This window comes from Mycobacterium kansasii ATCC 12478 (assembly GCF_000157895.3).
GTDB classification, from domain to species: Bacteria; Actinomycetota; Actinomycetes; order Mycobacteriales; family Mycobacteriaceae; genus Mycobacterium; species Mycobacterium kansasii.
On sequence record NC_022663.1, the window covers coordinates 5580379 to 5606961 of the forward strand.

Consider the following 26583-nt stretch of genomic DNA (forward strand, 5'->3'; position numbering starts at 1 on the left):
ACCTCGTTGTCGGGCCGCCTACGGCATTCTCGGGGACGGCGTCGGAGGCATCAAACCTGGTCGTCGTCGTCGCGCTTCTTCTCTGCCTGCTGGGCCAGGAATCGCTCGAATTCCGCACCCAACTCGTCGCCGCTAGGCAGATCCTCGTCACGCGTGAGTAATGATCTGTTTTCCTGAGCGTCGATGAAGGCATCGTACTGGCGCTCGAGGGCGGCCACCACTTGGGCGACTTCTGTGCTTGCCTGGACTTGTTCGTCGATCTTGGCCCGGATCTCCGCCGCGGCTTCTGCCAGCGCCGCCAATGGCAGTTCCAACGATCCCGTCCTGGCGACTTGCTCGAGCAGGGACTGCGCGGCCGCGGGGTAGTCGGTCTGCGTCAGGTAGTGCGGGACGTGCACGGTGAACCCGACGACCTCATGACCATGCTGCGCCATTCGGTATTCCAACAGGTTGGACGCGCTTGCCGGAACTTGGATTTCGGAGATCCACGGCTGGAAGTCGGCGATCAGTTCCGGATTGTTGGAGTGGGCGGTCATCGTGATCGGGCGGGTATGTGGTACGGCCATGGGAACGGTGCCCAGGCCGATGGTCTGCCGGACCCCCAGGCGTTCGGCCAGCAGTCGCACGGCGGTGATGAATCGCTCCCATTTCAGGTCCGGCTCCAAACCGGCCAGCAGCAGAAACGGAGTGCCGACGCTGTCGCGCAGTGCATACAGGCTGAGCTCGGGGTCGTCGTAGCTGGTGAAGTGGTCGGTCTTGAAGGTCATCAGCGGCCGCCGGGAGCGATAATCCAGTAATTCGTCGATCGCAAACGACGCGACCAGCTCGGTGTCCAGTGACCCCTTCAGGTGGGCAGCGGCTAGCCGAATTGCGTGGCCCGCGTCGGAAAAGCCCTCCAAAGCGTGCACCAACACTGGACCACGGCCATCCGATGTCGACAATTGCGGCGCCGGCAACTCGAGGTCGTACATGCCCGGTTGCCCGGGCTGGTAGTCCTGCGCCTCATCCCGGTCTTGATCGTGCGTCATGGGTGTTGCCTCCTCTCGGGGGTCTAACCGGGGTGCCCTGATCAGTGTCTCTCAAATCAACGGGCCCCCATAAACGAACATCTCACTTATGCGCACATCTTCATAACGCGAAAAGCTCCACGCCGTATTCGCAGCGAACCGCGACGGGCGACGGTGGACGCCCCAGTCGACAACCAAACCGCCGCCCGTCGTTCGACGAGCACCGTCCTGCACTACCGGCCCAGGTCGGCGCCCGGGTGCTGCTAGGGCGATCCTAGGCCGACCGATTCCGACGATACGGCCTCGTGAGGCGTTACCGGCGAAACTGATTGAGCGCCCGCACCTTGTTCATCACGTCGAGCGCTGCCACCTTGTAGGCCTCGGAGAATGTCGGATAGTTGAAAACCGCGTCGACCAGGTACTCGACGGTGCCTCCGCACCCCATGACGGCCTGTCCGATGTGCACCATCTCGGTGGCACTGGTGCCGAAGATGTGTACTCCGAGCAGCTTGAGATCGTCGGTGGACACCAGCAGTTTGAGCATGCCGTAGGAGTCGCCGGCGATCTGGCCGCGGGCCAGTTCACGGTAGCGCGCCACGCCCACCTCGTAGGGAACGGATTCCTTGGTCAGTTCCACCTCGGTGGAGCCGACGTAGGAGATCTCGGGGATCGAATAGATGCCGATCGGCTGCAGGTCGGTGATGCCGTCGGTCGGTTCCCCGAACGCGTGGTAGGCGGCCAGCCGGCCCTGCTCCATCGAGGTCGCGGCCAAGGCCGGAAAGCCGATGACATCGCCGACGGCGTAGATATGGTCCACCTTGGTCTTGAACTGTTCGTCCACCCATATTCGCCCGCGGCGTTCGACCTCCAGGCCGGCATTGGACAGGTCGAGGTGGTCGGTTTGGCCCTGGCGTCCAGCGGAGTACATCACCGTCTCGGCGGGAATCTGTTTGCCGCTGGCCAGGGTCGTGACGGTGCCCGCCGAGCCGACGTCGACCGCGGTGACCTCTTCGCCGAACCGGAATGTCACCGCCAGGTCGCGCAGGTGGAATTTCAGCGCCTCGACGACCTCGGGGTCGCAGAAATCCAGCATGTCTTCCCGCTTCTCGACGACAGTCACCTTGGTGCCCAGCGCGGCGAACATCGAGGCATACTCGATGCCGATCACGCCGGCACCGACCACGACCATCGAGGCCGGGAGCGACTTGAGGTCCAGAATCCCGTCGGAGTCCAGGACCCTCTCTTCGTCGAATTCGACGCCGGACGGCCGGGCCGGCCTGGTGCCGGTGGCGATCACGATGTAATCGCCTGTGACAGTGGTCTTTTCGCGGCGCGTCTGGTCTTCGACCATGATGGTGTGCGGATCGATGAACCGGCCGTGCCCCACCAGCAGGTCGACCCGGTTGCGCATCAACTGATTGCGTACCACGTCGACTTCCTTGCCGATCACATGCTGGGTCCGGGCCAGCAGATCGGCCGGGGTGATCCGGTCCTTGACACGGTAGCTCGCCCCGTAGAGTTCGCGCTGATTCATGCCGGTGAGGTAGAGCACCGCCTCGCGCAACGTCTTCGATGGGATGGTGCCGGTGTTGACGCAGACGCCGCCCAGCATTCGGCCACGCTCGACGATCGCAACGGATTTGCCCAACTTGGCCGAGGCAATGGCCGCCTTCTGGCCGCCAGGCCCAGAGCCGAGAACCACCATGTCGTACTCGCGCATCGACCCCATGAGATAGACAGTAGAACGCACAGTGGCGACTTCGTCCACAGGATAGGGGCCCAGGTGCCGGATGTGCGCACCGGCTGACGGTGCCGGTCGTCAGCGTTGATACCTATGACGAAGCATCGACCTGACTTTGAACTGAATCGCCCTGGCGCCCTGATCGCCGCGCTGCCGGCCATCCTCGGGTTCGTGCCGGAAAAATCGCTAGTCCTGGTCTCGGTGGACGAGGGTGAACTGGGATCGGTGATGCGCGTCGACGTGTCGGAGCAGCTTGCCGACCGCGTGGAGCAGCTCGCGGAGGTGGCCGCCGCGGCGGACCCCGAGGCCGCGATCGCGGTGATCGTCGACGCCGACGGAGCGCGGTGTCCGGGATGTAGTGACGAGTACCGGCGGGTGTGCGATGCGCTGGCCGAGGCGCTGGCGCAGCGTGACATCGTGCTCTGGGCGGCTCACGTGGTCGATCGCATCGCGGTCGGCGGACGCTGGCATTGTGTCGACGACTGCGGTTCGGGTGGCGTCATCGACGACCCGGCGGCGTCGCCGCTGGCGGTGGCGGCGGTACTGGACGGTCGGCGGCTATACCCGCGGCGTGCCGACCTCGAGGCCGTGGTCGCCGTGGACGACCGGGAGCGCACCGGCACGCTGGTGCCCACGGTGAAGCGAGAGGCGGCCGAGCGTGACATCGCCGAGCGCGCCGACCCGTTGGGCTGTAGCCGTCGCGACGTGGAGAAGGCGATGGCCGCTGCCGCGCGGGTGGCCGACGGGCAACGGCTATCGGACGTGGAGCTGGCCCAGTTGGGCTGTGCGCTGACCGACGTGCGGGTGCGCGACACGCTTTATGCCCTGGCGGTCGGTGAGGACTCCGGCCCGGCCGAGTCGTTGTGGGCAGTACTGGCCCGCGCACTACCCGAGCCGTGGCGGGTGGAGGCGCTGGTGTTGCTGGGGTTCAGTGCCTACGCCCGCGGAGACGGTCCGCTGGCCGGGGTGGCCCTGGAAGCCGCGCTGCGCTGCTCGCCGGGTCATCGGATGGCCGGCATGCTGGACACGGCGTTACAGTCCGGGCTTCGGCCGGAGCACATCCGGGAACTCGCGACCACCGGCTATCGGTTGGCCCGGCAACTCGGCGTGCGGCTACCGCCGCGCCGGGCGTTCGGCTCATTCGGCCAATCCGGCCGATGTGCGGGGTAAGTCAGACCTTCTCGACCTTCACGGCGTGCGCCATTGCGTGGGGCAGGGTGACGTTCTCATGCCCCGGGATGACGATGGTCACGCCGCCTCCCGGACTGGTTTCGACCGTCACGCGGGCGTTCGGCACGACGCCGGCGTCCTTGAGCCGCGTGATCAAGTCGATGTCGCCTTGAACATGCTCGGTGAGCTGGCGAACGACTACTGCCACCGGCGGACCGGCGGGCAGCTCGGTCAACCGCACCAAGTTGGCGTCTTCGGCGCCGAATTCCGGCCCCACGCCCAGGTCCAGCAAGCCCGGAATCGGATTGCCGAACGGAGATGTTGTCGGGTTGTTCAGCACCTTGACCAGCCGACGCTCGACGTCCTCACTCATCACGTGTTCCCATCGGCAAGCCTCGGCGTGTACCTCTTCCCACGGCAACCCGATGACGTCGACGAGGAGTCGTTCGGCAAGGCGGTGCTTGCGCATCACCGCGATCGCCAGCGCCCGGCCCTTATCGGTGAGTTCGAGGTGGCGATCCCCGGCCACCCGAAGCAATCCGTCCCGCTCCATCCGGGATACGGTTTGGCTGACAGTAGGCCCGCTCTGCTCCAAGCGCTCGGCTATCCGGGCGCGCAGCGGCGTGACGCCCTCTTCCTCGAGGTCGTAGATCGTCCGCAAGTACATCTCGGTGGTATCAACCAAGTCGTTCATTCAGCATCCTCCATTGCCGCCGAGTCTACTTGGCCAGCTGCGCATGTGGTTGGCCCAAAACGCCCCCGACAGCAGTATGCCCGCCGCTCTTCGCGGCGGGCACACTGTCTTGTACCTAGATTTTCGGCGATTTTTCGGCGATTTTTCGGCGATTTTTCGGCGGGCGTCCGGCGCTTTTCGACGGGCGTCCGGCCGGTGTCTCAACTGGCGTATGACCGCAGCCGATCGGCACGTTCGCCATGGCGCAACTTGCACATCACATCTCGCTCGATCTGGCGCACGCGCTCGCGGGACAGACCAAACAGCTTGCCGATTTGATCGAGCGTGCGCGGCTGACCGTCGTCCAGGCCGAAGCGCAGCCGGATCACCTGGTGCTCACGTTCGTCGAGAGTGGCGAGCACACTGCGGATATCGGTGTGCAGCAGTTCGGCGATGACGGCGTTCTCGGCGGACATGGCTTCGGCGTCCTCGATGAAGTCACCCAGCGGCGCCTCTTCCTCAGAGCCGACCGGCATGTCCAGGCTCACCGGGTCCCGGCTGTGTTCGAGCAGGTCGTTGATCTTGTCAACCGGAATGCCGGACTCTTCGGCGAGTTCTTCGTCGGTGGCTTCCCGGCCCAGGTTCTGGTGCATCTCGCGCTTGATCCGCGCCAGCTTGTTGACCTGCTCGACCAGGTGAACGGGCAGACGAATAGTACGGCTCTGGTCGGCCATGCCACGGGTGATGGCTTGGCGGATCCACCAGGTGGCATACGTCGAGAACTTGAATCCCTTTGTGTAGTCGAACTTCTCCATCGCGCGGATCAGGCCCAGGTTGCCCTCCTGGATGAGGTCGAGCAGCGGCATTCCGCGGCCCGTGTAGCGCTTGGCCAGTGACACCACCAGCCGAAGGTTCGCCTCGAGGAGGTGACGGCGCGCTGCCTCGCCGTCGCGTACCACGGCCGCCAATTCGCGTTTCCGGTTCTCGCCCAACCGCTTTCGGGTTTCGAGCAGATACTCGGCATACAGCCCGGCTTCGATGCGCTTGGCCAGCTCAACTTCATCGGCGGCGTTGAGCAACGCCGTTTTACCGATGCCGTTCAGATATACACGCACCAAGTCCGCTGCGGGGCTTTGAGCATCCAGATCGCTGTCAGCCCGGCTTGTGGTGGCATGTGCCATAGCGCCCTCCCGATCGGCTTGTCCTGTCACGGGGTTTAACGACAGGCTCGACCACAGAGTTCCCGCCGCGCTGTCATCTCACACACCGTGACGTGCAGAAATGTGCCAACGACCTGAGAATGTCCTGAGAAGTGGGCCGCGGCAGCCGGTTTAACGGGGATTGGACCAGCCGTCGAAGTCCGGGGAGTCCGATTGGGGCGCAGGGTCTCGCCGAGGCTCCAGCGCCGGACGCTTGGCCGTCGGAAACAGCGGAGTGCGTCGTCGGGCGTCGTCGAATCGTCGGGGCTCATCGGCGCTGCGGGGTGGTCTGTCGTTGGCGATGAGCACGGCCATCCATGGCAACGGAATCGAGACAGCCACGATCAGTAGTGAAACAAGACCGTTGTGCCAGGCCCCGTATGCGACGGCGGCCAGGATGAGCGCCGGAATCCGGAACGCCATCAAGGTCAGATACTTGCGCACCCGCGCTCGGTGCTGCTCCTCGTAGGACGGTGCGGCGGCGGTGATCAATACCGGGCGACCCCGCTCGTCGAAGTCGTCGAAACTCAGCTCGAAGCCGCGCTTCATTTCTCTACTCTCCCACATCCAGTCGATTCCGGCAGGAGCGAATCAGGGGGCACAATGTCTGGTATGCAGACGCAGACGATCGAACGAACCGACACCGAGGAACGCGTCGACGACGGGACCGGCAGCGACACTCCGAAGTACTTCCACTACGTCAAGAAGGACAAGATCGCGGAGAGCGCCGTGCTGGGAAGCCATGTGGTGGCGTTGTGCGGTGAGGTATTTCCCGTGACCCGGGCACCCAAGCCGGGTTCGCCGGTGTGCCCGGACTGCAAGCAGATCTACGAGAAGCTCAAGAAGGGCTAGATCAGCGACGCGGCCCGACCGTCGTGGTTCCTGATGCTTAGTCGGCCGCTCCCGTGATAGCGGCCGTGCGGGCCCTCAGCCAGGTGCGCAGCCGGTGTGCGTGTGTGGCCGGCGCGGGCCATTCCTCTTGGATCGCGGCGTTGAGTTCCGCGCCGATCATGATCGCAAATCCACCGAAGAATGCGAACAACAGGAAAGCGATAGGGGTGGACAGTGCGCCGTAGGTGTAACCCGTGCTGGTGATCCACGTGAGATAGAACCGAAGACCCAGCGTCGCGATCAGAAACACCGCGGTGGCCAGCACGGCGCCAATAACCAGTCGGTGTGTCGGCAGCGGTACCGGCAGGGCGACGCGGTAAAGGATGATCACGCCGAGCGTCAGGCCCACGATCAGCGCGGGGTAGTAGCCGTAATGCAGGATATTGGCCAGGCTGGCCGGGATGCGTTCGCTGACCTTGCGCGGGCCCACCACCGCGACCGGCGCCGTGGCTACCACGAACACCAGCATCACCACGTAAAGGAATAGCGCGAAAAATCGCTGCCGCACCGGATGGCGCAGCGGGGTCTGGTCATGCGCCTCCACCACGGCGTCGACGTAGGACGAGATGGCCGACGATCCTGCCCACAATGAGATCAAGAATCCCAGTGAGACCACCTCGCCGCGGGCGTTGGCGGTGATGTCGCGGATGGTCGGCTCGATGATCTCGTTGACGACGCTGGGGGAGAAGAAGCTGTGGGCGGTGGAAATGATGGTTTTCTCGATCGCGGGCAAGGTGTCCTGACCGAATAGCGGAGCCACGTAGGCCAAGCTGCCCAGCATTCCCAACAGCAAGGGTGGAAGGGACAATGCCGACCAGAAACCTGCTTGTGCTGACTCGGAGAAGATCGAGTCGTCCCAACTCTTGGAGAGCGTCCGAAGGCTGATTCGCCAGATGTGGTGGCGGGACGGCTTTGGCGTTTGGTCGCTCATCCGGTCCAGCATTACCGAAGATCGGTCACACGTGGCACATTGGACCCGACTTTAGGCGAGCGAGTTTCTGCGAACTTAGTTTCCACTGACCTCCAGCACAGCCGACAGCTCGATCAGTTTCGCTTCGTGCTCGTTGGCGTGGTGCTGGCAGAAGAGAAGTTCGGCACCGGAAGGCAGCTTGGCGCGCACCCGCGCTGCTGCGCCACACCGGTCGCAGCGGTCGGCTCTAGTCAGCTCGGGACTGGTCAACGTTGCGTTCATGACTTCTCCATATCTAGGTAAGTTCACTGTCTCAGACGTTCCCCGTTTTCGCCTTGTTCCCCGGGTGGTATCAGGTGTGTCCTTTCTCACGGATTTCTGGACGATGAGTCGGGCAAGCTGACTAGTATGTCGTCCACTCCGGCGGTGTTGGTGCACATGTGTGCGGCCTCCGAATGGTCGTCCGCCCGCCGGCGCGGCGGCCTCCGTCCTGAAGCGGCTAGTGGGTTCATCCATCTGTCGACGCCCGAGCAGATACACCTGCCGGCTAATCGGCTCTTTCGCGGCCGTCGTGACATGGTCCTGCTGTACGTCGACGCAGCGGCCCTCGACTCCCCGGTGCGTTGGGAGCCGGGAACGGTAGCGGATCCGGACTGGATGCTGTTCCCGCACCTGTACGGCGAGCTTCCGGCACGGGCGGTGATCAGCGTCGCCGCCTACCCCCCGGCTGCGGACGGCACCTTCCCGCCGATTTCGGGACCTCAGGCATCCACGTAGGCGTCGGCTTCGATCTCAACCAGCAGGCCGGGTGCGATCAGCGCCGAAACCTCCACCATGGTCGCCGCGGGTCGGATCCCGCCGAAAACCTCGGCGTGGACATCGCCGACCTCCCGCCAGCAGGAAATATCGGTCACGTATATCCGCGTGCGGACCACGTCGCCGAGCTTCGCGCCAGCCTGTCCGAGTGCGGCCTCGATGCGGTGCAGGGCGTCTCTGGTCTGCGCGGCGATGTCGCTGCCGCTGCCGGTAGTGCCGGCCACTGCCACATGCGGGCCCACGCGCACCGCGCGCGAATAGCCAACGGCCGATTCGAAGTCGGATCCGGAGGAGACCCACCGGCGGGTTGCTGACATGCCGCGACAGTACGGCGGCGGCGGCCGATGCGCAGCCGTTGGGTGCGGGCATCTGGTGTTCCGGCCTCGGGAAGCGTGCCGTGTCGAGGCATGCGTCCGAAAGGCGACCCCGGTCGTCGCGACTAAGTTTCCCGCTGTGCCGGCGGGCTCGCTCAATCCAGGTAGTCGCGCAGGACTTGCGAGCGGCTGGGGTGGCGCAGTTTCGACATGGTCTTGGACTCGATCTGCCGGATGCGTTCGCGGGTGACACCGTAGACCTGCCCGATCTCGTCGAGAGTACGGGGCTGGCCGTCGGTGAGACCGAAACGCAGTCGGACCACACCGGCCTCGCGCTCGGAGAGCGTGTCGAGGACCGACTGCAGCTGGTCTTGCAGCAGCGTGAACGACACGGCGTCCACGGCCACCACCGCCTCGCTGTCCTCGATGAAGTCGCCGAGCTGGCTGTCGCCCTCGTCGCCGATGGTCTGGTCCAGCGAGATCGGCTCCCGAGCGTATTGCTGGATTTCGAGCACCTTCTCCGGGGTGATGTCCATCTCTTTGGCGAGCTCTTCGGGTGTGGGCTCGCGGCCCAGGTCCTGGAGCAGCTCACGCTGGATTCGGCCGAGCTTGTTGATCACCTCGACCATGTGCACCGGAATGCGGATGGTGCGGGCCTGGTCGGCCATGGCGCGGGTGATGGCTTGGCGGATCCACCAGGTCGCGTAGGTGGAGAACTTGTAACCCTTGGTGTAGTCGAACTTCTCGACCGCCCGGATCAGACCCAGGTTGCCCTCCTGGATCAAGTCCAGGAACGCCATCCCGCGCCCGGTGTAGCGCTTGGCCAGTGAAACCACCAGCCGCAGGTTGGCCTCCAGCAGATGGTTCTTCGCGCGATCGCCGTCGCGGCAAATCCACATCATGTCGCGACGTTGCGCGGCGGGTAGCTTCTCGCCGCGCTCTGCCATCTCCGCCATCAACTGCGTGGCGTAGAGGCCGGCCTCGATCCGTTTGGCCAGCTCGACCTCTTCCTCGGCGTTGAGCAGCGCCACCTTGCCGATTTGCTTCAGGTAGGCGCGAACCGAATCCGCGGAGGCGGTGAGTTCGGCGTCTTTGCGCGCCTGGCGCAACGCTTCCGACTCGTCCTCGTCCCATACGAAATCGCCTGAGGCCTTGTCCTTCTCGGTGGGCTCGGCGATCTCCTCCTCGTCATCGACGGCGCTGCCGGGCGCTGCGACAGCCGGAGATTCAACCTCGTCGGTGTCCTCGACGGTTGGATCGAGGTCGGCGTCGTCGACGACGGCAGCGACGTCGCCTTCCACGTCGTCTTCGAGGTCGTCAAGGCCGAGACCGACCTCGATGTCGAGGTCCTCGACGGGGTCGACGTCAAGATCTGGCTCATCGTCGAGGTCCTCGGCGGCATCGAGCGCAACCGCCGGGTCCGTGGCCGCGCCTTCAAGTGCCTCGCCGAACGCGTCGGCGTCTCGGGCCGGCGCCTTCGCGGCTTTGGCCCCGGTACGGCCTTTCTTCGGGGTGGTGGCCTCGGCGTCGTTGGTGGCATCGGCGGTCTTTGTGGACCGGCCCGCCGCCTTGGTGGCCCGCTTCGCGGGCGCAGCTCCATTGGCTGTCTTTGCCGCCGGTCGCTTGGCGCCGGCTTTGGCCGGGGACTTGGTGGCGGTGCGCTTCACCGGCTCACCGGTCGCCTGGCTGGCCCTGGTCGCTGCCACATACACCCCTTCGGTGGTACTCGCTTCCGGTATTAGTCTGGGCGTGCTGAACCGAAAGTGTCTGCTATGTCGAATGTCGGCGTTGATATCGGCGTGAAAACTCGCGCTCTATCGGGTTAGGCGGTCGCCGACGACCATTGTAACTTCACTGCGCCCCCGTACTGCCCGAGCGGGAAAAATTCAGCGGGTCACATCCGTGGTGGACGCCATTGCTGCGCCAACTATCCCAGCGGCGTTCTGCAGGGTTGCCGCCACTACAGGGGTGCGATTTTCCAGCAGATGCACCCATTTGTCGGCTTTGCGGCTGATGCCCCCGCCCGCGATGAACAGGTCGGGCCACATCGCGTTCTCAATAGCGACCAGAACCCGCGTCACCTGCTTGACCCACTTTTCGTAGCTCCAGCCTTTTCTTTCCTTGACTGATGACGCGGCCCGCTGCTCGGCCTCCTTACCCCCGACCTCGAGATGCCCGAACTCTGTGTTGGGTATCAGCTTGCCGTTGTGGATGACCGCAGACCCGATACCGGTTCCGAAGGTGAGCAAGATGACCAGCCCGGAGTTGTCCTTGCCGGCTCCATAGCGTTCTTCGGCAAGCCCGGCCGCATCGGCGTCGTTGAGAACCGTCACCTCTTGACCGCCCAGCTCGGCGGCGATGACTTCGCTGGCGTTGGTGCCGATCCATGACTTGTCCACATTGGCCGCCGTCTGCGCGACGCCGTGCGTGACTACGCCGGGATAGGTCACCCCGAGCGGTCCGGTCCAGCCGAAGCCGTGAACCACCTCGGCGATGGTCTTGGCGACCGCTGACGGCGTGGCCGGTTGGGGAGTCAGCAGCTTGATCCTGTCCCCGATCAGCTGGCCGGTGTCCAGGTCGACGATTCCACCCTTGATGCCGCTGCCACCGACATCGATTCCGAACCCGCGACGTTGTTGTGTGTCAGCGGCGGTGTGGGGCACGGGGTCGGCGCTGGTCATCGGTTCTCCTCGGCGAGAGACGTATGTGTCCGAATACCTTAGCCCGTGTGCTTGTCGAGACCGGGCATTCTGGCTCGGCCCGGCGACGATGCAGGCTTTGCCTGTTGAGGAGCCGGGCGAATGTGGTTCGGCCCGGCGACGATGCAGGCTTTGCCTGTTGAGGAGCCGGGCGAATGTGGCTCGGTCCGGCGACGATGCAGGCTTTGCCTGTTGAGGACCCGGGCGAATGTGGTTCGGCCCGGCGACGATGCAGGCTTTGCCTGTTGAGGAGCCGGGCGAATGTGGTTCGGTCCGGCGACGATGCAGGCTTTGCCTGTTGAGGAGCCGGGCGAATGTGGCTCGGCCCGGCGACGATGCGCGCGGGTCCGGGCGACTGTGATGCGATAGAGCGGTGACACGATCCGACAACGAGCCCTCGCGGCTGCGTGCGGTGGCCGAGACTCTCGCCGCGGAGGCGGCCGAGTTCGTGCGTGGTCGACGCGCCGAGATATTCGGTCTGCATCCGGCCACCGACAGCGGCGACGCGGTGCGGACCAAGACCACGCCGACCGACCCCGTGACCGTGGTCGACACCGATACCGAGCGACTGCTGCGTGAACGGCTGGTTCAGCTTCGGCCCGGTGACCCGATTTTGGGGGAGGAGGGCGGGGGCCCAGCAGACTCGTCGGCCGCGGCGGCCGACGCCGTGACTTGGGTGCTCGACCCCATCGACGGCACCGTGAACTTCGTCTACGGCATTCCGGCCTACGCGGTGTCGGTCGGAGCCCAAGTCGGCGGCGTGTCGGTGGCCGGCGCGGTCGCTGATGTCATCGGCGGCAGGGTGTATTCGGCTGCGGCCGGGCTAGGCGCCCATGTCGCCGACCAGCACGGGACTCGCCGGTTGCGCTGCACCGATGTCGACAATTTGTCGATGGCCCTGTTGGGTACCGGCTTCGCGTACTCGACCCGGCGCCGCGCTACCCAGGCAGCGCTGCTGGCCCGGATGCTGCCGGTGGTCCGAGATGTGCGCCGGATCGGTTCTGCGGCCTTGGACTTGTGCATGGTCGCCGCCGGCCAGCTGGATGCCTACTACGAACACGGGCTGCAGGTGTGGGACCGCGCGGCGGGTGCCCTGATAGCAGCCGAGGCGGGAGCCCGGGTGCTATTGCCCGCCGCGAATGCCCCGGAAGGGGGCTTGGTGCTCGCCGCCGCGCCCGGCATCGCCGACGAGCTGCTGGCGGTGCTGACGCGATTCGATGCTCTCGAGCCGATCCCGGACTGAGCTGCTCAGCAACTGCTCGCGTGGATCTTGGCCACGAGCGTGGGATCGGTCGGCTCGGTGGCACCGGGTCGCAGGCTCGCGAGTACGGCGTCGATGTCATCGTTGTGGGCCAACGTGGTGAAGTCCGTGCCGAGCACGAGGTCGACCGAGTCGTCGGCACGGCTGTCGTGGAACAGCTCGGTACACGGCGCCACCAGCCATACCGCGGCGGCCGCGGCTTGACCTGCGGTGCCGAACCGGATCTGGCCCTGGCAGGTCAGCCGGGTGCCGGCATAGACCGGGTCGTTGGCGGCCGTCGGCTGAGCGAAACCGAGATCCTGCATGGCCCCGGCGATGTCGCCGGCTTGACCTCCCCGTCCGCTGGCGTTGAGGACGCGCACTTTGGTCTCGCCGAGTTTGGCCGGGGCGACGTCCGTCATTTCGGTTCGCGACACCGGCTCACCGAGCCTGGGCGGCACCGTCGACCCGGCCGGCTGTGGCGGGGGGTTGCACGACGCGGCCTCGCGGACGTCCGTCGGGCGGGTCAGGGCCACCGTCCACGCCGCTGCCGTCGCGATCGCCAGCAGGATCACGACGACAATCGCGGGGCGGGGATTGCGCCGTCGAAATGGCCGACCGTGCTTGTCAAAGGCGGTGCCCTCGGTGATTTGTGCGACCACACGTGCACTGTAGTCCGCGCCTGGATTGCCGCGTTGAGGGCCGATCACGAGGTCGGCGAGGGGAGTGTGACGTAAATCACAGTTGATTGAGCCGAGTTCTGGGCACGAATCGTTTGGTGGATGCGTTCGACGCTGGTACAAAGCGATGCTTGAACTTATGAGAGGGCATGCGAGGGGACGGAATAATGCCTACCGACTATGACGCTCCACGGCGCACCGAGGCCGACGATGTGTCGGAGGATTCGCTGGAGGAGCTGAAGGCTCGACGGAACGAGGCGGCGTCGGCCGTGGTCGACGTGGATGAGTCCGAATCCGCCGAGTCATTCGAGCTGCCTGGCGCCGACTTGTCCGGTGAGGAGCTGTCGGTGCGTGTCATCCCGAAGCAGGCAGACGAGTTCACCTGCTCGAGCTGCTTCCTGGTGCAACACCGCAGTCGACTGGCCAGCGAGAAGAACGGCGTGATGATCTGTACCGACTGCGCGGCGTGATCGCTGCACTCAGCTTGTCAGGGCCGACAGCACCCGTTCGGGGTGACGGCAGCTCACCAGCCAGTACGGGGTGGGGTCCTCGGGATCGTCGAGCACCAGCAGAACCATGGGGCCGATCCATGCGCGATGCAGTACAAATGCTGCCGGGTCGAGCTGTCGGCCCAGTGCCGCTGACTTGGCGGTGCGCGCCACTTCGGCCGATCGGGACACCACGCCGACCGGCAGGTGCGCCGCACCGGCCCACAGCTCGACGCCGGTCTGGTCGGCTGTGACTCGGATCTCCACCCGGCCCAGCCACAGGAGCGTGCCGGCCGCGACGGCGAACAACGTCGCGAATGGCAGCCAGTCGGGCAGAGCGGCGATACCCATGTTGACTTCGAAGGCGATCAGCGCCGCCGCCGCAAACCCCAGCGGCCACCACCACCACGGCACCCGGAGTCGTTCGCGGTATCGCACACTATGCGGCGCGACGCGGGTACCCGACATTCGGTCAAGAGTAGTCTGTGGCCCCGTGTCGACCAGTCTGGCCGTTGTCCGTCTCGACCCCGGGCTCCCGCTGCCCAGCCGCGCCCATCACGGCGACGCGGGGGTAGATCTCTACAGTGCGCAAGACGTGGAGCTGGCCCCCGGGCAGCGTGCACTGGTGCCGACGGGCGTCGCGGTCGCCATCCCGTTCGGGATGGTGGGTCTCGTCCATCCCCGCTCGGGCTTGGCCTCCCGGGTGGGGCTTTCGATCGTCAACAGCCCCGGCACCATCGACGCGGGTTACCGTGGCGAGATCAAGGTCGCGCTGATCAACCTCGACCCCACCACGCCGATCGTGGTGCACCGAGGTGACCGTATTGCCCAGCTGCTGGTGCAGCGGGTCGAGTTGGTCGAGCTGGTCGAGGTCGCGTCATTCGACGAGGCCGGGCTGGCCGAGACATCCCGTGGCGATGGTGGCCACGGCTCCTCCGGCGGACATGCGAGTTTGTGATGGCATTCGGTAGACGCACACGCAACAAGGACCGCGGATCGAGTTCGGCCGAGCCGGAAGCACCGGCCGCCGCTGCGCCGAAAGCACCGGAACTGGCCGACGACGACGGCGACGAGTTAGTGGGCCCCTTCGACATCGAAGACTTCGAGGACCCTTCGGTCGCGGAGTTGGCCAGACTCGACCTGGGTTCGGTGTTGATCCCGATGCCGACGGCGGGCCAGGTGCAGGTCGAACTGACCGAGAATGGCGTCCCCAGCGCGGTGTGGATCGTCACGCCCAACGGCCGCTTCACCATCGCGGCCTATGCGGCGCCGAAGTCCGCGGGCCTGTGGCGCGAGGTAGCCGGCGAGCTGGCCGACTCACTGCGCAAGGACTCCGCTCAGGTTTCCATCAAGGACGGCCCGTGGGGTCGGGAAGTGATCGGTACGGCCTCCGGCGTGGTGCGTTTCATCGGTGTCGACGGCTACCGCTGGATGATCCGGTGTGTGGTCAACGGCCCGCACGAGACGATCGATGCGTTGACCGATGAGGCTCGCGAGGCGTTGGCGGACACCGTTGTGCGCCGCGGAGACACACCCCTGCCGGTACGTACCCCGTTGCCGGTGCAGTTGCCCGAGCCGATGGTGGAACAGCTGCGCGAGGCCGCGGCCGCCCAAGCGCAGGCGCAGGAGCAGCAGCAGTCCAACCCACCGGCGGCGCGACGCGGTGCTGGTGGGTCGGCGATGCAGCAGTTGCGCAGCAGCACCAGCGGCTAGGGCTTGGCGAGCGTTCTACGAGACGTCGCGGACCTCGGCCAGCGCTGCCAGGCAGGCGGCTCCCAGTGCGGCGGGATCCGCGCCGATCTCATCCAGCGTCACCGTCCGTAGCGCGGCATGCGGCGCCGCGGTCACCCAGTCAACACCGACCTGCAGCGGGTGAATCGGATCATCGATGGCGGCAGCGATCCCCAACGGCGCGGCCAGCCGCTCCAGGTCGCTGCGTTCAGGCGCGATATAGGCTGCGGCTTCCTCCATGGCGTCGGGTAATTGCGGCCATTGAACCCGCCAGGATCGGGCCAGCTCGTCGGCCAACCAGGCGGGGCTGGATGCCCGCATCTGCTTCGTCGTCGTCGCCAGACCATCACGGCGCAGCTGTGAGGCCGTGTATCGCGCCGCGTGGGCGGCCGGGGCTGATTCGGGCCGGCCCGACCACGCAGGTAACGCGGCCAGGACGGCCAGGGTCCGGTCGGGATGGGCCAGCGCCCACGCGACGGCGACGGAGCCTCCGATCGAGATGCCGCCTACCACCACCGGACCTGTGCGCGCGGCGTCGTCCAGGGCCGCCAGGTACCCGGCGATCAAGTGCTCCGGTTGCGGCGCAGGTGCCAGCAGCGCCGCGCCGACCCCGTTCAGGGGGCGGGAAAACGCCCGGTAGACGTAGTCGTCGTCGGAACCGGTTCCCGGCAACACCACGGCCGTGACTCCGCGAAAATCGACTGGCATTCGTTGATAGTGCTCCGCCGTTGCGGGTACTCCGACCCCGGTGCATCGATACGTGTGGCGTACGGGAACCAACAGGTCTACGGTGACCGTTGGCATAGATGGAATGCTGATCGCAAGAAGAGCTTCCGTTACGACGTCGGAGTGTCAGGAGAGGCCATGGGCGCCCAAGGTTATCTGCGCCGGCTGACCCGTCGGTTGACGGAAGATCCGGAGCAGCGCGACGTCGAAGAATTGTCGGACGAAGTCCTCACTACCGGCGCGCAGCGCGTCGTTGATTGCCAGCGTGGTCAGGAGGTCACCATGGTGGGCACGCTGCGCAGTGTGGAAACCAACGGCAAGGGTTGCGCCGGTGGTGTTCGCGCCGAGTTGTTCGACGGTAGCGACACCGTGACGTTGGTGTGGTTGGGCCAGCGCCGGATCCCCGGCATCGACTCCGGCCGCACGCTGCGCGTACGCGGCAGGCTGGGCAAGCTCGAAAACGGGAGCAAAGCCATTTACAACCCGCACTATGAAATTCAGCGGTGACCATTTCCGTTATCCGGGTTTGTCTGGGGTGCGCAGTCTCGAGCCGGCTAGCGGCAGCGGCCCCGGCATGAGTACACACCGCATCAGCGCAGAGCGCCTGCTGGCACAGGCCGGTGGCGTCAGTGGTCTGGTCTATTCGTCGCTGCCGGTGGTCGTCTTCGTCGCGGTGTCCGGTGTGGCCGGACTGTTGCCCGCAATCGGGTCTGCCGTGGGTGTGGCCGCATTGGTCTTGCTATTGCGGCTGATTCGTCGGGAGTCCACTCAGCCCGCCATTTCCGGGTTCTTCGGGGTCGCCGTGTGTGCACTGATCGCCTACCTGGTGGGTCAGTCCAAGGGTTATTTCTTGTTGGGCATTTGGATGTCGTTGCTATGGGCGGTGATTTTCGCCCTGTCGGTGGTGATTCGCCGGCCCGCCGTCGGTGTCCTTTGGAGCTGGGCCGCCGGGCGGGACCGCGGCTGGCGCGACGTACCCCGCGCCCGCTACGCGTTTGACATCGCCACGGTGGGTTGGACGCTGGTGTTCGCCGCCCGGTTCATCGTCCAGCGGCTTCTCTACGATGCCGACAAGACCGGCTGGCTGGGCGTCGCGCGCATCGGAATGGGCTGGCCGCTCACCGCGATGGCCGCGCTGGCGACATATGCCGCGATAAAGGCCGCTCAGCGGGCGATGCCGGTTCTCGAAGCCCCTGCGGTGGCGGGGGTGGCGGAAATCGATACTGACGCCGGTCGCGAGCTCTAGCGACTTGCGGGTGTGCGTCGCGGTGTTGACCGTGTCGTGGCGGCTCTCAATAGGCGGGCGCGGCGGGATTGCTACCGGCTGGGCCAGCCCCGGTCGCACCGGGAAAAGCGGTAGCTCACGCTCGAGGACCGGGCTCTCCCCCCGGTGAGGTTGGCGGCAGCAACAGCCGGCTCAGCTCCTCCTCTGCCTCGGTGACCGCGACGAACAGCAATTCGTCGCCCCCTTCCAGCGGCTCATCGGCTTGCGGCACGATGACTCGCGGTCCGCGCAGGATCGTGACCAGGACCGCATCCCGGGGTAATTGCAGCTTGCGCACCGGCTTGCCGCCCCAGGGTGTGTCGTCGGGCAGCGTGATCTCCACCAGGTTTGCCTGGCCCTTGCGGAATTCCATCAGCCGTACCAGGTCGCCGACGGCGACGGCCTCCTCGATCAGCGAGGCCAGCATGCGCGGAGTGGAAACCGCCACGTCAACGCCCCAGGCGTCGGTGAACAGCCACTCGTTGCGGGGATCGTTGACTCGGGCCACTACCCGCGGCACCGCGAATTCGGTCTTGGCCAGCAGGCTGAGTACCACGTTGACCTTGTCGTCGCCGGTAGCGGCGACCACGACATCGAAATCCTCGAGGTGCACCGACTCCAGCAGGGTCAGCTCGCAGGCATCGCCCAATTGCCAATGCGCGGTCGGGATGGCATCGGGGTCGAGGTGGTCGCGATTGCGCTCGATCAGGGTCACGTCGTGCCCATTTCCGATGAGCTCACGGGTCACTGAGCGGCCAACGGCGCCGGCCCCGGCGACGACTACCTTCATCTGCGCCGCTCCTTAACCCCGGCTCGAAGCCGGGCCGAGCCGGCGTCTTCGTCGTCGGCGCGCTTCATTTGCGCGGCCCTGACTCGAAGTCCTCACTGGGCGGCAGGGCCGCAATGGCCACCGCCTCGGCCGCCCGGCCGGAGATGGCGGCGACGTAGACCTGGTCGCCGGCCTGCAGGATCGTCTTCGGCTCGGGCAGCACCCCGGTTCCGAATCGGATCAGGAACGCCGCCCGGGCGCCGGTGGCCTGCTCCAAGTCGGTGACCCGGTGCCCGATCCAGTCCTCGTGCAAGATGACCTCGGCGACGGCGACCGTACCGGTGGGATCGCGCCACTTGGCGGTCTCAGTTTCGCGGAGCAGCGCGTTGAGCAGCCGGTCGGTGGTCCAGGGCACGGTGGCGATCGTGGGGATACCCAGGCGTTCGTAGACCTCGGCGCGCTTGGCGTCATAGATGCGGGCGACCACTCGCCGCACACCGAAGGTTTCCCGGGCCAACCGTGCCGAGATGATGTTGGAGTTGTCACCGGAGGACACCGCAGCGAATGCGTCCGCATCTTCGATGCCTGCCCGCAGCAGCACATCTCGGTCGAATCCCTGGCCGAGCACTCGCTCACCGGCAAACTCGGGGCTGAGCCGGTTGAAAGCGGTGCTGTCGCGATCGATGACCGCGACGTCGTGGCCGATGCGGGACAGCGCGTCGGCCACCGACGAGCCGACCCGGCCGCAGCCCATCACTACCACTCGCACGTGACGTCCTCTCGGCTGTAGCTGATTCCGGTGCGCAAAATTCTCGCCCAGGGAACGCTACCGTCAAAGCCGTCGGGGCTTACCCTTGGCTCTCGTGTCCAAACTTTCCACCGCCGCGCGCCGGCTGCTGATTGGCAGGCCGTTTCGCAGCGACCGGCTGAGCCACACGCTACTGCCGAAGCGGATCGCGTTGCCGGTATTCGCCTCGGATGCGATGTCGTCGGTGGCTTACGCCCCTGAAGAGATCTTTCTGATGCTGTCGGTGGCCGGTCTCGCCGCATACTCCATGGCGCCGTGGATCGCAATGGCGGTGGCCGCGGTGCTACTCGTGGTGGTATCGAGCTACCGGCAGAACGTGCACGCCTATCCATCCGGGGGCGGGGACTATGAAGTCGTCAGCACCAACCTGGGCCCCACCGCCGGTCTCGTGGTCGCCAGCGCCCTGATGGTCGATTATGTTCTCACGGTTGCGGTTTCGATTGCATCGGCGATGTCGAACATCGGTTCGGCGATCCCCTTCGTGTATGAGCACAAGGTGTTTTTCGCGGTGAGCGCCATCGTGCTGGTGACTGCGATGAACCTGCGGGGGGTCCGCGAATCCGGCCTGGCATTCGCCGTTCCGACCTATGCGTTCATCATCGGAGTGGGCGCGATGCTCTGTTGGGGGCTGTTCCGGATCTACGTGTTGGGCAACCCGCTGCGCGCCGAGTCCGCCGGATTCGTGATGCACGCCGAACACGGCAAAGTCGTCGGTGCCGCACTGGCATTCCTGGTGGCCCGCTCATTCTCCTCGGGCTGCGCGGCACTGACGGGTGTGGAGGCAATCAGCAACGGGGTCCCGGCTTTTCAGAAGCCCAAGTCCCGCAACGCAGCCACGACACTGCTCATGCTGGGCACCATCGCGGTGACCTTGCTGATGGCCATGGTCCTGCTCGCCGTCGAAACCGGGGTCCAGGTCGTCGACGATCCTGAGACGCAGCTGACCGGCGCCCCGCCGGGCTATCAACAAAAAACGTTGGTCGCTCAATTGGCGCAGACCGTGTTCGGCGGCTTCCACGTGGGGTTCTTGTTGATCGCCGCAGTCACCGCGCTCATCTTGGTGTTGGCCGCCAACACCGCGTTCAACGGCTTCCCGGTGCTCGGCTCGGTGCTGGCGCAGCACAGCTACCTGCCGCGCCAGCTGCATACCCGCGGTGACCGGCTGGCGTTCTCCAACGGGATCTTGTTCCTCGCGGCGGCCGCCATCGCGGCGGTGATCGCCTTCCGCGCCGAACTCACCGCGTTGATCCAGCTGTACATCGTCGGTGTGTTCATTTCGTTCACACTGAGCCAGATCGGGATGGTCCGGCATTGGACTCGGTTGCTTCGCACCGAGACCGATCCCGTGGGCCGCCGCAAGATGATCCGCTCGCGGGTGGTCAACTCGGTCGGATTAGTGTCTACCGGCACGGTCCTGCTGATCGTCCTGGTCACGAAATTCCTTGTGGGCGCCTGGATTGCGATCGTCGCCATGGGCGCCCTGTTCATGCTCATGAAGCTGATCCGCCGCCACTATGACACGGTCAACCGGGAACTGGCGGAACAGGCCGCAGCCCAGGACAACGAAATCGTATTGCCCAGCCGCAATCATGCCGTGGTACTGGTGTCGAAGTTGCATCTACCGACACTGCGTGCGCTCGCCTACGCGCGGGCGACCCGTCCCGACGTGCTCGAGGCCGTCACGGTCAGCGTCGACGACGCCGAAACCCGTGATCTGGTGCACAAGTGGGAGGAAAGCGATATCAGCGTGCCGCTGAAGGTCATCGCTTCGCCCTACCGTGAGGTGACCCGTCCGGTTCTGGATTACGTCAAACGGGTCAGCAAGGAATCCCCTCGGACCGTGGTGACGGTGTTCATCCCGGAGTACGTGGTGGGCCGGTGGTGGGAGCAGCTGTTGCACAACCAGAGTGCGCTGCGGCTCAAGGGCAGGTTGCTGTTCATGCCGGGCGTGATGGTGACATCGGTTCCCTGGCAACTGACTTCGTCGGAGCGGGTGAAGACGCTACAGCCCCATGTGGCTCCCGGCGATGCGCGGCGAGGCATTTTCGATTGACCCTGGCACCCGAACTGACGTTGGTCACCGGTGCGCCCGCAAACGGCGGTAGCTGTGTGGCGCGCCACGAAGGCCGGGTGGTCTTCGTCCGCTATGCCTTACCCGGGGAGCGGGTGCGGGTGCGGGTCACCTCCGAGCGTCGATCCTATTGGCACGCGGAGGTTGTCGAGGTGCTCGATCCGTCTCCGAACCGGATCGAGTCGTTGTGCCCGATTGCCGGGGTGACTGGCGCCGGCTGCTGCGATCTGGCTTTCGCCGCCCCGGAAGCGGCGCGGGCGCTCAAGGCGCATGTGGTGGCCGATCAACTCAAACGGCTCGGCGGATACAACTGGTTCGGCGCCGTCGAACCGCTTTCGGATGCTGGTCCCACCGGTTGGCGCACCCGGGTGCGACTGGAGGTGGGACCCTACTGTCGCGTCGGCTTTCACCGCTACCACAGCAGCGCATTGGTGACCGATTTGCAGTGCGGGCAGGTGCCCGCCGGCATGCTGGACGGCCTGAATTCCGGTCGTGCCTGGCCCCCGGGTGGCCAGGTGAACGTGGTGCTCGACGACGACGGCCAGCGTCACGTGATGCTCACGGTGCGTCACGGCCGGCGGGTCGCCACGAGTGCGGTCGAGGGTGAGTATCGCGCGGTGCAGCGGATCGGCGGGCGAATCTGGCGGGTGCCCGTGACGGCCTTTTGGCAGGCGCATCGCGATGCGGCGGCCGTGTACAGCGGCCTGGTCGCGGACTGGGCGCAGGCTGCTCCCGGTATGACGGCGTGGGATCTGTACGGCGGTGCCGGTGTTTTCGCCGCGGTGCTGGGTGAGGCCGTGGGGGAGTCGGGACGGGTATGGACCGTTGACAGCGCGCGTGCGGCGTCGAGGACCGCCCATGCTGCGCTGGCCGATCTGCCGCAGGTAGCCGTCGTCAGCGAATCGGTGCGGCGGATGCTGGAGGGGCAACCAGTCGGCGCCGACGTCGCGGTGCTGGATCCGCCGCGTACCGGGGCCGGACGCGACGTGATCAAGCTGCTGGCTGCCGCGCGGGTGCCGCGGGTGGTGCATATCGGTTGTGAGGCAGCGTCTTTCGCGCGCGATATCGGCCTTTACCGCAGTCATGATTACGTGGTCGAGAAGATCAGGGTGTTCGATGCGTTCCCGCTGACCCATCACGTGGAATGCGTTGCGCTGTTGACCTGCTAGCCCGATGCCGAGCGGCCCGGACCTTGATTATGCTGGCGACGGCGCTCCGGGAAGTCTGGTCGGAAGTCGGTATTCGTATTGACGCGGTATGACGGAAGGGCGCGCATGCGGGACCTCGAGCCGGCAGTGTCGGATGTTGTGAGCGAGGTGATCCGGGTCCGTCGGCTCACCTATACCTATCCCAAGGCGTCCGCGGCGGCGGTGCGCGGGATGGATTTCACCGTGGGCCGCGGTGAGATCTTTGGATTCCTTGGCCCCAGCGGCGCGGGTAAGTCGACGACGCAGCGGATTCTCATCGGCCTGCTGCGCGGTCACGGCGGCGAGGTCGCGGTTTGGGGAAAGGACCCGGCAGCCTGGGGATCTGACTATTACGAACGCATCGGGGTGTCGTTCGAGCTGCCCAACCATTATCAGAAACTCACCGGACTGGAGAATCTGCGGTTTTTCGCTTCGCTGTATGCACAGCCCACCCTGGACCCCATGCAGCTGCTGGATGCCGTTGGTCTGGCCGACGCCGCCCACACCCGGGCCGGCAAGTATTCCAAGGGCATGCAGATGCGCCTGACGTTCGCCAGGTCGTTGATCAACGACCCCGAGTTGCTCTTCCTCGACGAACCGACCGCCGGCCTGGACCCGGTGAACGCCCGCACCGTCAGGCACATGATCATGGATCTGAAAGCACGTGGCCGCACGGTGTTTCTCACCACGCACGACATGGCGACGGCTGACGAGTTGTGTGACCGGGTGGCCTTCGTCGTCGACGGGAGAATCGTCGCGTTGGATCGCCCCGCCGAGCTGAAGATCGCCCGCAGCCGGCGCCTGGTCAAGGTCGAGTACCGACGCGACGGCGGCGGCCTGCACGCTGCCGAGTTCCCGCTCGACACGCTGGCCGACGACCCGGCGTTTTACGCGGTGCTGCGTGACCACCACGTGGAGACCATCCACAGCAGGGAAGCCAGCCTCGACGACGTCTTCGTCGAAGTCACCGGCCGGCGGTTGTTGTGATGCGGCTGGCACAGGCAGTGCGGCTGGAGGTGACGCTGCAAGTCCGGCAGCGGTTTCTGCACGCAGCGATATTTTCGGGGTTGATCTGGCTGGCGGTGCTGCTGCCGATGCCGGACCACCTGCGTCCGGTCGCCGAGCCGTATGTGCTCTCCGGCGACATCAGCATTATCGGGTTCTTCTTTGTTGCCGGCACCGTCTTCTTCGAGAAACAGGAACGCACGCTAAGCGCGGTTGTTGCCAGCCCGCTGCGGTTCGGCGAGTACCTGGCCGCCAAACTTATTGTTCTGCTGATGATTTCGCTCGGGGTGGCGGTAGTGGTAGCCACAATTGTGCACGGGTTCTCGTATCATCCGGCGCCGATGATCGTCGGGGTAGGGCTGGGGACGTTGCTGATGTTGCTGGTAGGGTTCATCAGCTCGTTGCCGTTTGCCTCGATCAGCGACTGGTTTCTGGTGGCGACCATCCCGCTGGCGGTGATGAACCTGCCCGTTCTGTACTACTCGGGTGTCTGGCCAAACCCGGTGTTGTATCTGCTGCCTACCCAGGGACCGCTGCTGTTGCTGGGTGCGGCCTTCGACCAGCTGCGGCTGGCGCCCTGGCAGATCGGGTACGCGGTGGTGTACCCGGCGGCCTGCGTGGCTGCGTTGTATTGGGCGGCCGATGCGATGTTTGGCCGCTACGTCGTCGCACAGGCCGGCGGATGGTAACGGCGCGGTCCCAGGCAGCACGGGCGCTGGTGGCGTTCGGGCGCAACGACCTTCGTGGTACATACCGCGATCCGTTGCTGGTGATGATCGTCGTCGCTCCGGTCATCTGGACCAGCGCTGTCGCGTTGCTGACTCCGCGAGTTACCGCTATGTTGGCCAACCGCAACGGCTTCGACTTGGTTCCCTACTACCCGTTGATCTTGACCGGCTTCCTGCTGCTGACGAGCATCATCATCGTCGGCGGCCTGGCGGCGTTCCTCGTCCTGGACGAGCTCGACGCCGGCACCCTGACCGCGCTGCGGGTGACCCCGGTCCCGCTGTGGGCCTTTCTCGCCTATCGCGCAGCGACCGTCATGGTGCTAACCACCGGCTATGTCATCGTCACGCTGTCGTTCAGTGGCATACTCGAGCCCGGCTTGGTGCCGTCGCTGATCCCGATCGGACTGCTGGCCGGGCTCTCGGCGGTCGTGACGTTGCTGCTAATTCTGACCTTGGCGCACAACAAGATTCAGGGTCTGGCCGCGGTTCGTGGACTGGGTATGCTTATCGCGGGTTTACCCTGTCTGCCTTGGTTTGTCCACTCGTATTGGAACATCGCATTCGGAGTCTTGCCGCCGTACTGGGCCGCCAAGGCGTTCTGGGTGGCATGTGACCACGGCACCTGGTGGCCGTATCTGGTTGCGGGTGCTGGATATAACGTGGTCATCGGCTGGATGCTGTTTTGGCGGTTCTATGCCAAGAGCATCAGCTTTGGCTAGTGGACAGCTGGTCCAGCAGTCCCGGTCGTCGCCCCGCTGGAGAGTTGGTCGTCGGCCGCATGCCATGTCCTCGCCCGCGAACACGGCTTACCGACCGAGAAGGCGTTGCTTCTGCTGCGCGAATTCCTCATCGGTGAGGATTCCGGAATCCCGCAGGCCGGCCAGCTCGCGCAGCTCGGCAGCGATCCCGGTTATCGGACCTTCGGTTGCCCGCTCGCGGGGTTCCGCGGGCTCATCAGCACTCAACGCGCCTCGATCACGGCGACGCAAACCGGCGGTGCTGCCGAGAGCCCGGCCGGCCATACCGGCCAGCGCCATGTCACCGAACAGGCCTGCTGAGCTGCCCGCCGCCACGTTGGTGGCAAGCCCGGCGGCGCTGGCCGGTAGCGCCAGGGCAACGGGCCGGTATGCCGGGGCTGCGGTGGCCCATGCAGGCGGTACGGACAACGAGCCGACTGGGACGGCCTGACCCATACCCGCCGCGGTCGGCATGCCCAAGCCCGGAAATACGCCCTTTGTCTCGATCTCTGCCGCCTGCAACGCGATTCCTATGCCAGCGGAATCAATGCCGAACGAGCCGGCCGAATCGATACCGAACGAGCCGGCCGAATCGATGATGAACGCGCCGAAAAGATCTACCCCCAAACCGATCAGCGCCACGGTCAACGCCGGGTCGGCGGTTGCGGCCGGTGCCGCTAAGGACGACACCGCACCCACAGCCGGAATCGACGTCGCACCGAGCAGTGTCTGCGGCAACCCGGCCGTCGACGCCGCAGGCGATGCGAGGCTCTGCAGCGCTTGCGGCACGGCCGAGATCGGCACGGCGGCTGTTTGGGTGGTGGAACCGCTAGCGGTAGCCGCGGCATCGGCGACCGCGGCAGCTTGACCCGCCACTCCACCGGGATTGGTGGCCGGGCCCGGCGGGGTGAACGGCGTCAACGCCGCGGCGGCGGCCGAGCTGCTGGCATAGCCGTACATGGCGGCAGCATCCTGGGCCCACATTTCGGCGTAATCGGCTTCCGTAGCCGCGATCGCCGGAGTGTTTTGGCCGAGAAGGTTTGTCGCCATCAGCGCGGCCAGCTGGGCGCGGTTTGCGGCGATCACGGAGGGCGGGACCGTCGTCGCGAACGCCTCCTCGTAGGCAGTAGCGGCGGCCATGGCCTGGCGGGCGGTCTGCTCGGCTTGGCCGGCTGAGGTGCGTAGCCAGGCAAGATATCCAGACGCCGCAGTCGCCATGGACGTCGACGCCGGACCTAACCATCCGCTGGTCAGCTGCGAGACGACCGATTGGCAGGCGTCGGCGGCCGAGTCCAGGTCGCTGGCGAGACCGTCCCAGGCCGCTGCGGCGGCCAGCATGGGTCCGGGACCGGGACCGGCATACATCCTGCCGGAGTTGACTTCCGGCGGTAGCATCGCGAATTCCATTGGACGTGGCTCCTTAGCAGGCAGCGGCCACGTTGACGGTCTCGGCGACGTCGTTAGACGCACCGCCGGCTGTGGAGGCGTCGTGAATCGCCTTGGCCTGCAGGGCTACGGCGTGATACACCTGGTTTGGACAGCGAATTATGTTGTGGTCAAGTCTGATACCGCGTTGGGGGCGGCTGGAACCACCGCTGTTGTCGGTGGCGCCGCGGCATCCGCGCCGCCTGGTGCCGAGCCGAATTGCCTCTGGGTGCCTGGCCATTAACGACATGTGTTTCCTTACCTTTGTTGATCTGGCCGCGCGGCCTATCCGGACTACCGTCGC

Annotated in this window: 30 protein-coding genes; 14 read left to right on the top strand and 16 right to left on the bottom strand. The window is 65.7% G+C overall.

Annotated features, from left to right (window positions below; genetic code table 11):
• Positions 1–50: 50 nt before the first annotated feature.
• Together MKAN_RS24165 and sthA are read right to left on the bottom strand one after the other, a co-directional pair.
• Positions 51–1028 (bottom strand): proteasome assembly chaperone family protein, encoded by a 978-nt coding sequence (locus MKAN_RS24165; protein ID WP_023372591.1) that lies wholly within the window; start codon positions 1026–1028, stop codon positions 51–53.
• 292 nt (positions 1029–1320) lie between these two features.
• Positions 1321–2727: a Si-specific NAD(P)(+) transhydrogenase gene (gene sthA, locus MKAN_RS24170; RefSeq protein WP_099185110.1), complete on the bottom strand. Its 1407-nt coding sequence runs from the start codon at positions 2725–2727 to the stop codon at positions 1321–1323.
• 114 nt (positions 2728–2841) lie between these two features.
• Between sthA and MKAN_RS24175 the strand changes: the two genes are divergently transcribed.
• The gene (locus MKAN_RS24175) at positions 2842–3918 is read left to right on the top strand and encodes a DUF4192 domain-containing protein (protein WP_023372595.1); all 1077 of its coding nucleotides are present in this window, start codon (positions 2842–2844) and stop codon (positions 3916–3918) included.
• Position 3919: 1 nt separating this feature from the next.
• Here the strand turns inward: MKAN_RS24175 and ideR are convergent, their stop codons facing one another.
• The 3 genes from ideR to MKAN_RS24190 form a co-directional block, all read right to left on the bottom strand.
• Positions 3920–4612, bottom strand: coding sequence for an iron-dependent transcriptional regulator IdeR (ideR, locus tag MKAN_RS24180; protein ID WP_023372597.1), 693 nt, complete (start codon positions 4610–4612; stop codon positions 3920–3922).
• Between the two features lie 200 nt (positions 4613–4812).
• Positions 4813–5772, bottom strand: coding sequence for a sigma-70 family RNA polymerase sigma factor SigB (gene sigB, locus MKAN_RS24185; protein ID WP_023372599.1), 960 nt, complete (start codon positions 5770–5772; stop codon positions 4813–4815).
• A gap of 150 nt (positions 5773–5922) precedes the next feature.
• Positions 5923–6357 (bottom strand): DUF3099 domain-containing protein, encoded by a 435-nt coding sequence (locus MKAN_RS24190; protein ID WP_036391383.1) that lies wholly within the window; start codon positions 6355–6357, stop codon positions 5923–5925.
• A gap of 45 nt (positions 6358–6402) precedes the next feature.
• Between MKAN_RS24190 and MKAN_RS24195 the strand changes: the two genes are divergently transcribed.
• On the top strand, positions 6403–6642 hold the full coding sequence (locus tag MKAN_RS24195) for a DUF3039 domain-containing protein (RefSeq protein ID WP_036391385.1): 240 nt from the start codon (positions 6403–6405) through the stop codon (positions 6640–6642).
• 37 nt (positions 6643–6679) lie between these two features.
• Here the strand turns inward: MKAN_RS24195 and MKAN_RS24200 are convergent, their stop codons facing one another.
• Together MKAN_RS24200 and MKAN_RS24205 are read right to left on the bottom strand one after the other, a co-directional pair.
• Positions 6680–7612, bottom strand: coding sequence for a YihY/virulence factor BrkB family protein (locus tag MKAN_RS24200; RefSeq protein ID WP_042313976.1), 933 nt, complete (start codon positions 7610–7612; stop codon positions 6680–6682).
• 75 nt (positions 7613–7687) lie between these two features.
• Complete coding sequence (locus MKAN_RS24205) at positions 7688–7873, bottom strand: DUF7455 domain-containing protein (RefSeq protein WP_023372607.1); 186 nt, start codon at positions 7871–7873, stop codon at positions 7688–7690.
• Between the two features lie 126 nt (positions 7874–7999).
• Between MKAN_RS24205 and MKAN_RS24210 the strand changes: the two genes are divergently transcribed.
• Positions 8000–8368, top strand: a complete 369-nt coding sequence (locus tag MKAN_RS24210; RefSeq protein ID WP_023372609.1) for a DUF952 domain-containing protein — start codon at positions 8000–8002, stop codon at positions 8366–8368.
• On the opposite strand, the gene MKAN_RS24215 is transcribed toward MKAN_RS24210, so the two are convergent.
• The 3 genes from MKAN_RS24215 to ppgK form a co-directional block, all read right to left on the bottom strand.
• On the bottom strand, positions 8353–8724 hold the full coding sequence (locus tag MKAN_RS24215; RefSeq protein WP_023372611.1) for a RidA family protein: 372 nt from the start codon (positions 8722–8724) through the stop codon (positions 8353–8355). The two genes, MKAN_RS24210 and MKAN_RS24215, sit on opposite strands and share 16 nt — an antisense overlap.
• Positions 8725–8876: 152 nt before the next feature.
• On the bottom strand, positions 8877–10427 hold the full coding sequence (locus tag MKAN_RS24220) for an RNA polymerase sigma factor (protein WP_036392083.1): 1551 nt from the start codon (positions 10425–10427) through the stop codon (positions 8877–8879).
• Between the two features lie 180 nt (positions 10428–10607).
• Positions 10608–11402, bottom strand: coding sequence for a polyphosphate--glucose phosphotransferase (gene ppgK, locus MKAN_RS24225; RefSeq protein WP_023372615.1), 795 nt, complete (start codon positions 11400–11402; stop codon positions 10608–10610).
• Positions 11403–11793: 391 nt separating this feature from the next.
• Between ppgK and MKAN_RS24230 the strand changes: the two genes are divergently transcribed.
• Entirely contained in the window at positions 11794–12663 is an 870-nt protein-coding gene (locus tag MKAN_RS24230) for an inositol monophosphatase family protein (RefSeq protein ID WP_023372617.1), read from the top strand.
• Positions 12664–12668: 5 nt separating this feature from the next.
• On the opposite strand, the gene cei is transcribed toward MKAN_RS24230, so the two are convergent.
• On the bottom strand, positions 12669–13322 hold the full coding sequence (cei, locus tag MKAN_RS24235) for an envelope integrity protein Cei (protein WP_036392085.1): 654 nt from the start codon (positions 13320–13322) through the stop codon (positions 12669–12671).
• A gap of 185 nt (positions 13323–13507) precedes the next feature.
• Between cei and MKAN_RS24240 the strand changes: the two genes are divergently transcribed.
• The gene (locus MKAN_RS24240; RefSeq protein ID WP_023372621.1) at positions 13508–13810 is read left to right on the top strand and encodes a DUF4193 domain-containing protein; all 303 of its coding nucleotides are present in this window, start codon (positions 13508–13510) and stop codon (positions 13808–13810) included.
• Between the two features lie 9 nt (positions 13811–13819).
• Here the strand turns inward: MKAN_RS24240 and MKAN_RS24245 are convergent, their stop codons facing one another.
• The gene (locus MKAN_RS24245) at positions 13820–14296 is read right to left on the bottom strand and encodes a DUF3093 domain-containing protein (protein ID WP_023372623.1); all 477 of its coding nucleotides are present in this window, start codon (positions 14294–14296) and stop codon (positions 13820–13822) included.
• Positions 14297–14321: 25 nt separating this feature from the next.
• Here MKAN_RS24245 and dut point away from each other — a divergent pair, with 25 nt between their 5' ends.
• Both dut and MKAN_RS24255 read left to right on the top strand, forming a co-directional pair.
• The gene (dut, locus tag MKAN_RS24250; protein WP_023372625.1) at positions 14322–14786 is read left to right on the top strand and encodes a dUTP diphosphatase; all 465 of its coding nucleotides are present in this window, start codon (positions 14322–14324) and stop codon (positions 14784–14786) included.
• Positions 14783–15541: a DUF3710 domain-containing protein gene (locus MKAN_RS24255; RefSeq protein WP_036391388.1), complete on the top strand. Its 759-nt coding sequence runs from the start codon at positions 14783–14785 to the stop codon at positions 15539–15541. Before dut ends, MKAN_RS24255 begins: the two co-directional genes overlap by 4 nt.
• 15 nt (positions 15542–15556) lie before the next feature.
• Here the strand turns inward: MKAN_RS24255 and MKAN_RS24260 are convergent, their stop codons facing one another.
• Positions 15557–16267 carry an alpha/beta fold hydrolase gene (locus MKAN_RS24260; protein WP_023372629.1) on the bottom strand — a complete coding sequence of 237 codons (711 nt, stop codon included), beginning with the start codon at positions 16265–16267 and terminating at the stop codon, positions 15557–15559.
• A gap of 156 nt (positions 16268–16423) precedes the next feature.
• On the opposite strand from MKAN_RS24260, the gene MKAN_RS24265 reads away from it, so the two are divergent.
• Together MKAN_RS24265 and MKAN_RS24270 are read left to right on the top strand one after the other, a co-directional pair.
• The gene (locus MKAN_RS24265) at positions 16424–16792 is read left to right on the top strand and encodes an OB-fold nucleic acid binding domain-containing protein (protein ID WP_036391390.1); all 369 of its coding nucleotides are present in this window, start codon (positions 16424–16426) and stop codon (positions 16790–16792) included.
• A gap of 67 nt (positions 16793–16859) precedes the next feature.
• Positions 16860–17531: a DUF3159 domain-containing protein gene (locus MKAN_RS24270; RefSeq protein WP_023372633.1), complete on the top strand. Its 672-nt coding sequence runs from the start codon at positions 16860–16862 to the stop codon at positions 17529–17531.
• A 115-nt stretch (positions 17532–17646) separates the two neighbouring features.
• Here the strand turns inward: MKAN_RS24270 and MKAN_RS24275 are convergent, their stop codons facing one another.
• Both MKAN_RS24275 and MKAN_RS24280 read right to left on the bottom strand, forming a co-directional pair.
• Positions 17647–18339 carry a potassium channel family protein gene (locus MKAN_RS24275; protein WP_023372635.1) on the bottom strand — a complete coding sequence of 231 codons (693 nt, stop codon included), beginning with the start codon at positions 18337–18339 and terminating at the stop codon, positions 17647–17649.
• Positions 18340–18403: 64 nt separating this feature from the next.
• On the bottom strand, positions 18404–19087 hold the full coding sequence (locus tag MKAN_RS24280) for a potassium channel family protein (RefSeq protein WP_023372637.1): 684 nt from the start codon (positions 19085–19087) through the stop codon (positions 18404–18406).
• 94 nt (positions 19088–19181) lie between these two features.
• On the opposite strand from MKAN_RS24280, the gene MKAN_RS24285 reads away from it, so the two are divergent.
• From MKAN_RS24285 to MKAN_RS24305, 5 genes are all read left to right on the top strand, one after another.
• Positions 19182–21179 (top strand): APC family permease, encoded by a 1998-nt coding sequence (locus tag MKAN_RS24285; RefSeq protein ID WP_023372639.1) that lies wholly within the window; start codon positions 19182–19184, stop codon positions 21177–21179.
• Complete coding sequence (locus MKAN_RS24290; RefSeq protein WP_023372641.1) at positions 21176–22366, top strand: class I SAM-dependent RNA methyltransferase; 1191 nt, start codon at positions 21176–21178, stop codon at positions 22364–22366. Before MKAN_RS24285 ends, MKAN_RS24290 begins: the two co-directional genes overlap by 4 nt.
• Positions 22367–22471: 105 nt before the next feature.
• A complete protein-coding gene (locus tag MKAN_RS24295) occupies positions 22472–23371 on the top strand; it encodes an ABC transporter ATP-binding protein (protein WP_023372643.1) in 900 nt (299 codons plus the stop codon).
• Positions 23368–24078: a fluoroquinolone export ABC transporter permease subunit gene (locus tag MKAN_RS24300; RefSeq protein ID WP_036391393.1), complete on the top strand. Its 711-nt coding sequence runs from the start codon at positions 23368–23370 to the stop codon at positions 24076–24078. Before MKAN_RS24295 ends, MKAN_RS24300 begins: the two co-directional genes overlap by 4 nt.
• Positions 24072–24836, top strand: coding sequence for a hypothetical protein (locus tag MKAN_RS24305; protein WP_023372647.1), 765 nt, complete (start codon positions 24072–24074; stop codon positions 24834–24836). Before MKAN_RS24300 ends, MKAN_RS24305 begins: the two co-directional genes overlap by 7 nt.
• An 87-nt stretch (positions 24837–24923) precedes the next feature.
• Here MKAN_RS24305 and MKAN_RS24310 read toward each other — a convergent pair whose 3' ends face one another.
• The gene (locus MKAN_RS24310) at positions 24924–26261 is read right to left on the bottom strand and encodes a PPE family protein, SVP subgroup (protein ID WP_023372649.1); all 1338 of its coding nucleotides are present in this window, start codon (positions 26259–26261) and stop codon (positions 24924–24926) included.
• Between the last annotated feature and the right edge of the window lie 322 nt (positions 26262–26583).

Coding starts and splice junctions, on each gene's coding strand:
- MKAN_RS24210 (WP_023372609.1), top strand. CDS start 8,000: ATGTCGTCCACTCCGGCGGTGTTGGTGCACATGTGTGCGGCCTCCGAA.
- MKAN_RS24175 (WP_023372595.1), top strand. CDS start 2,842: ATGACGAAGCATCGACCTGACTTTGAACTGAATCGCCCTGGCGCCCTG.
- MKAN_RS24215 (WP_023372611.1), bottom strand. CDS start 8,724: ATGTCAGCAACCCGCCGGTGGGTCTCCTCCGGATCCGACTTCGAATCG.
- MKAN_RS24260 (WP_023372629.1), bottom strand. CDS start 16,267: ATGCCAGTCGATTTTCGCGGAGTCACGGCCGTGGTGTTGCCGGGAACC.
- ideR (WP_023372597.1), bottom strand. CDS start 4,612: ATGAACGACTTGGTTGATACCACCGAGATGTACTTGCGGACGATCTAC.
- MKAN_RS24195 (WP_036391385.1), top strand. CDS start 6,403: ATGCAGACGCAGACGATCGAACGAACCGACACCGAGGAACGCGTCGAC.
- MKAN_RS24205 (WP_023372607.1), bottom strand. CDS start 7,873: ATGAACGCAACGTTGACCAGTCCCGAGCTGACTAGAGCCGACCGCTGC.
- sigB (WP_023372599.1), bottom strand. CDS start 5,772: ATGGCACATGCCACCACAAGCCGGGCTGACAGCGATCTGGATGCTCAA.
- MKAN_RS24265 (WP_036391390.1), top strand. CDS start 16,424: ATGGGCGCCCAAGGTTATCTGCGCCGGCTGACCCGTCGGTTGACGGAA.
- MKAN_RS24165 (WP_023372591.1), bottom strand. CDS start 1,028: ATGACGCACGATCAAGACCGGGATGAGGCGCAGGACTACCAGCCCGGG.
- MKAN_RS24240 (WP_023372621.1), top strand. CDS start 13,508: ATGCCTACCGACTATGACGCTCCACGGCGCACCGAGGCCGACGATGTG.
- MKAN_RS24200 (WP_042313976.1), bottom strand. CDS start 7,612: ATGAGCGACCAAACGCCAAAGCCGTCCCGCCACCACATCTGGCGAATC.
- MKAN_RS24190 (WP_036391383.1), bottom strand. CDS start 6,357: ATGTGGGAGAGTAGAGAAATGAAGCGCGGCTTCGAGCTGAGTTTCGAC.
- MKAN_RS24305 (WP_023372647.1), top strand. CDS start 24,072: ATGGTAACGGCGCGGTCCCAGGCAGCACGGGCGCTGGTGGCGTTCGGG.
- MKAN_RS24245 (WP_023372623.1), bottom strand. CDS start 14,296: ATGTCGGGTACCCGCGTCGCGCCGCATAGTGTGCGATACCGCGAACGA.
- MKAN_RS24310 (WP_023372649.1), bottom strand. CDS start 26,261: ATGGAATTCGCGATGCTACCGCCGGAAGTCAACTCCGGCAGGATGTAT.
- sthA (WP_099185110.1), bottom strand. CDS start 2,727: ATGCGCGAGTACGACATGGTGGTTCTCGGCTCTGGGCCTGGCGGCCAG.
- MKAN_RS24295 (WP_023372643.1), top strand. CDS start 22,472: ATGCGGGACCTCGAGCCGGCAGTGTCGGATGTTGTGAGCGAGGTGATC.
- ppgK (WP_023372615.1), bottom strand. CDS start 11,402: ATGACCAGCGCCGACCCCGTGCCCCACACCGCCGCTGACACACAACAA.
- MKAN_RS24270 (WP_023372633.1), top strand. CDS start 16,860: ATGAGTACACACCGCATCAGCGCAGAGCGCCTGCTGGCACAGGCCGGT.
- MKAN_RS24275 (WP_023372635.1), bottom strand. CDS start 18,339: ATGAAGGTAGTCGTCGCCGGGGCCGGCGCCGTTGGCCGCTCAGTGACC.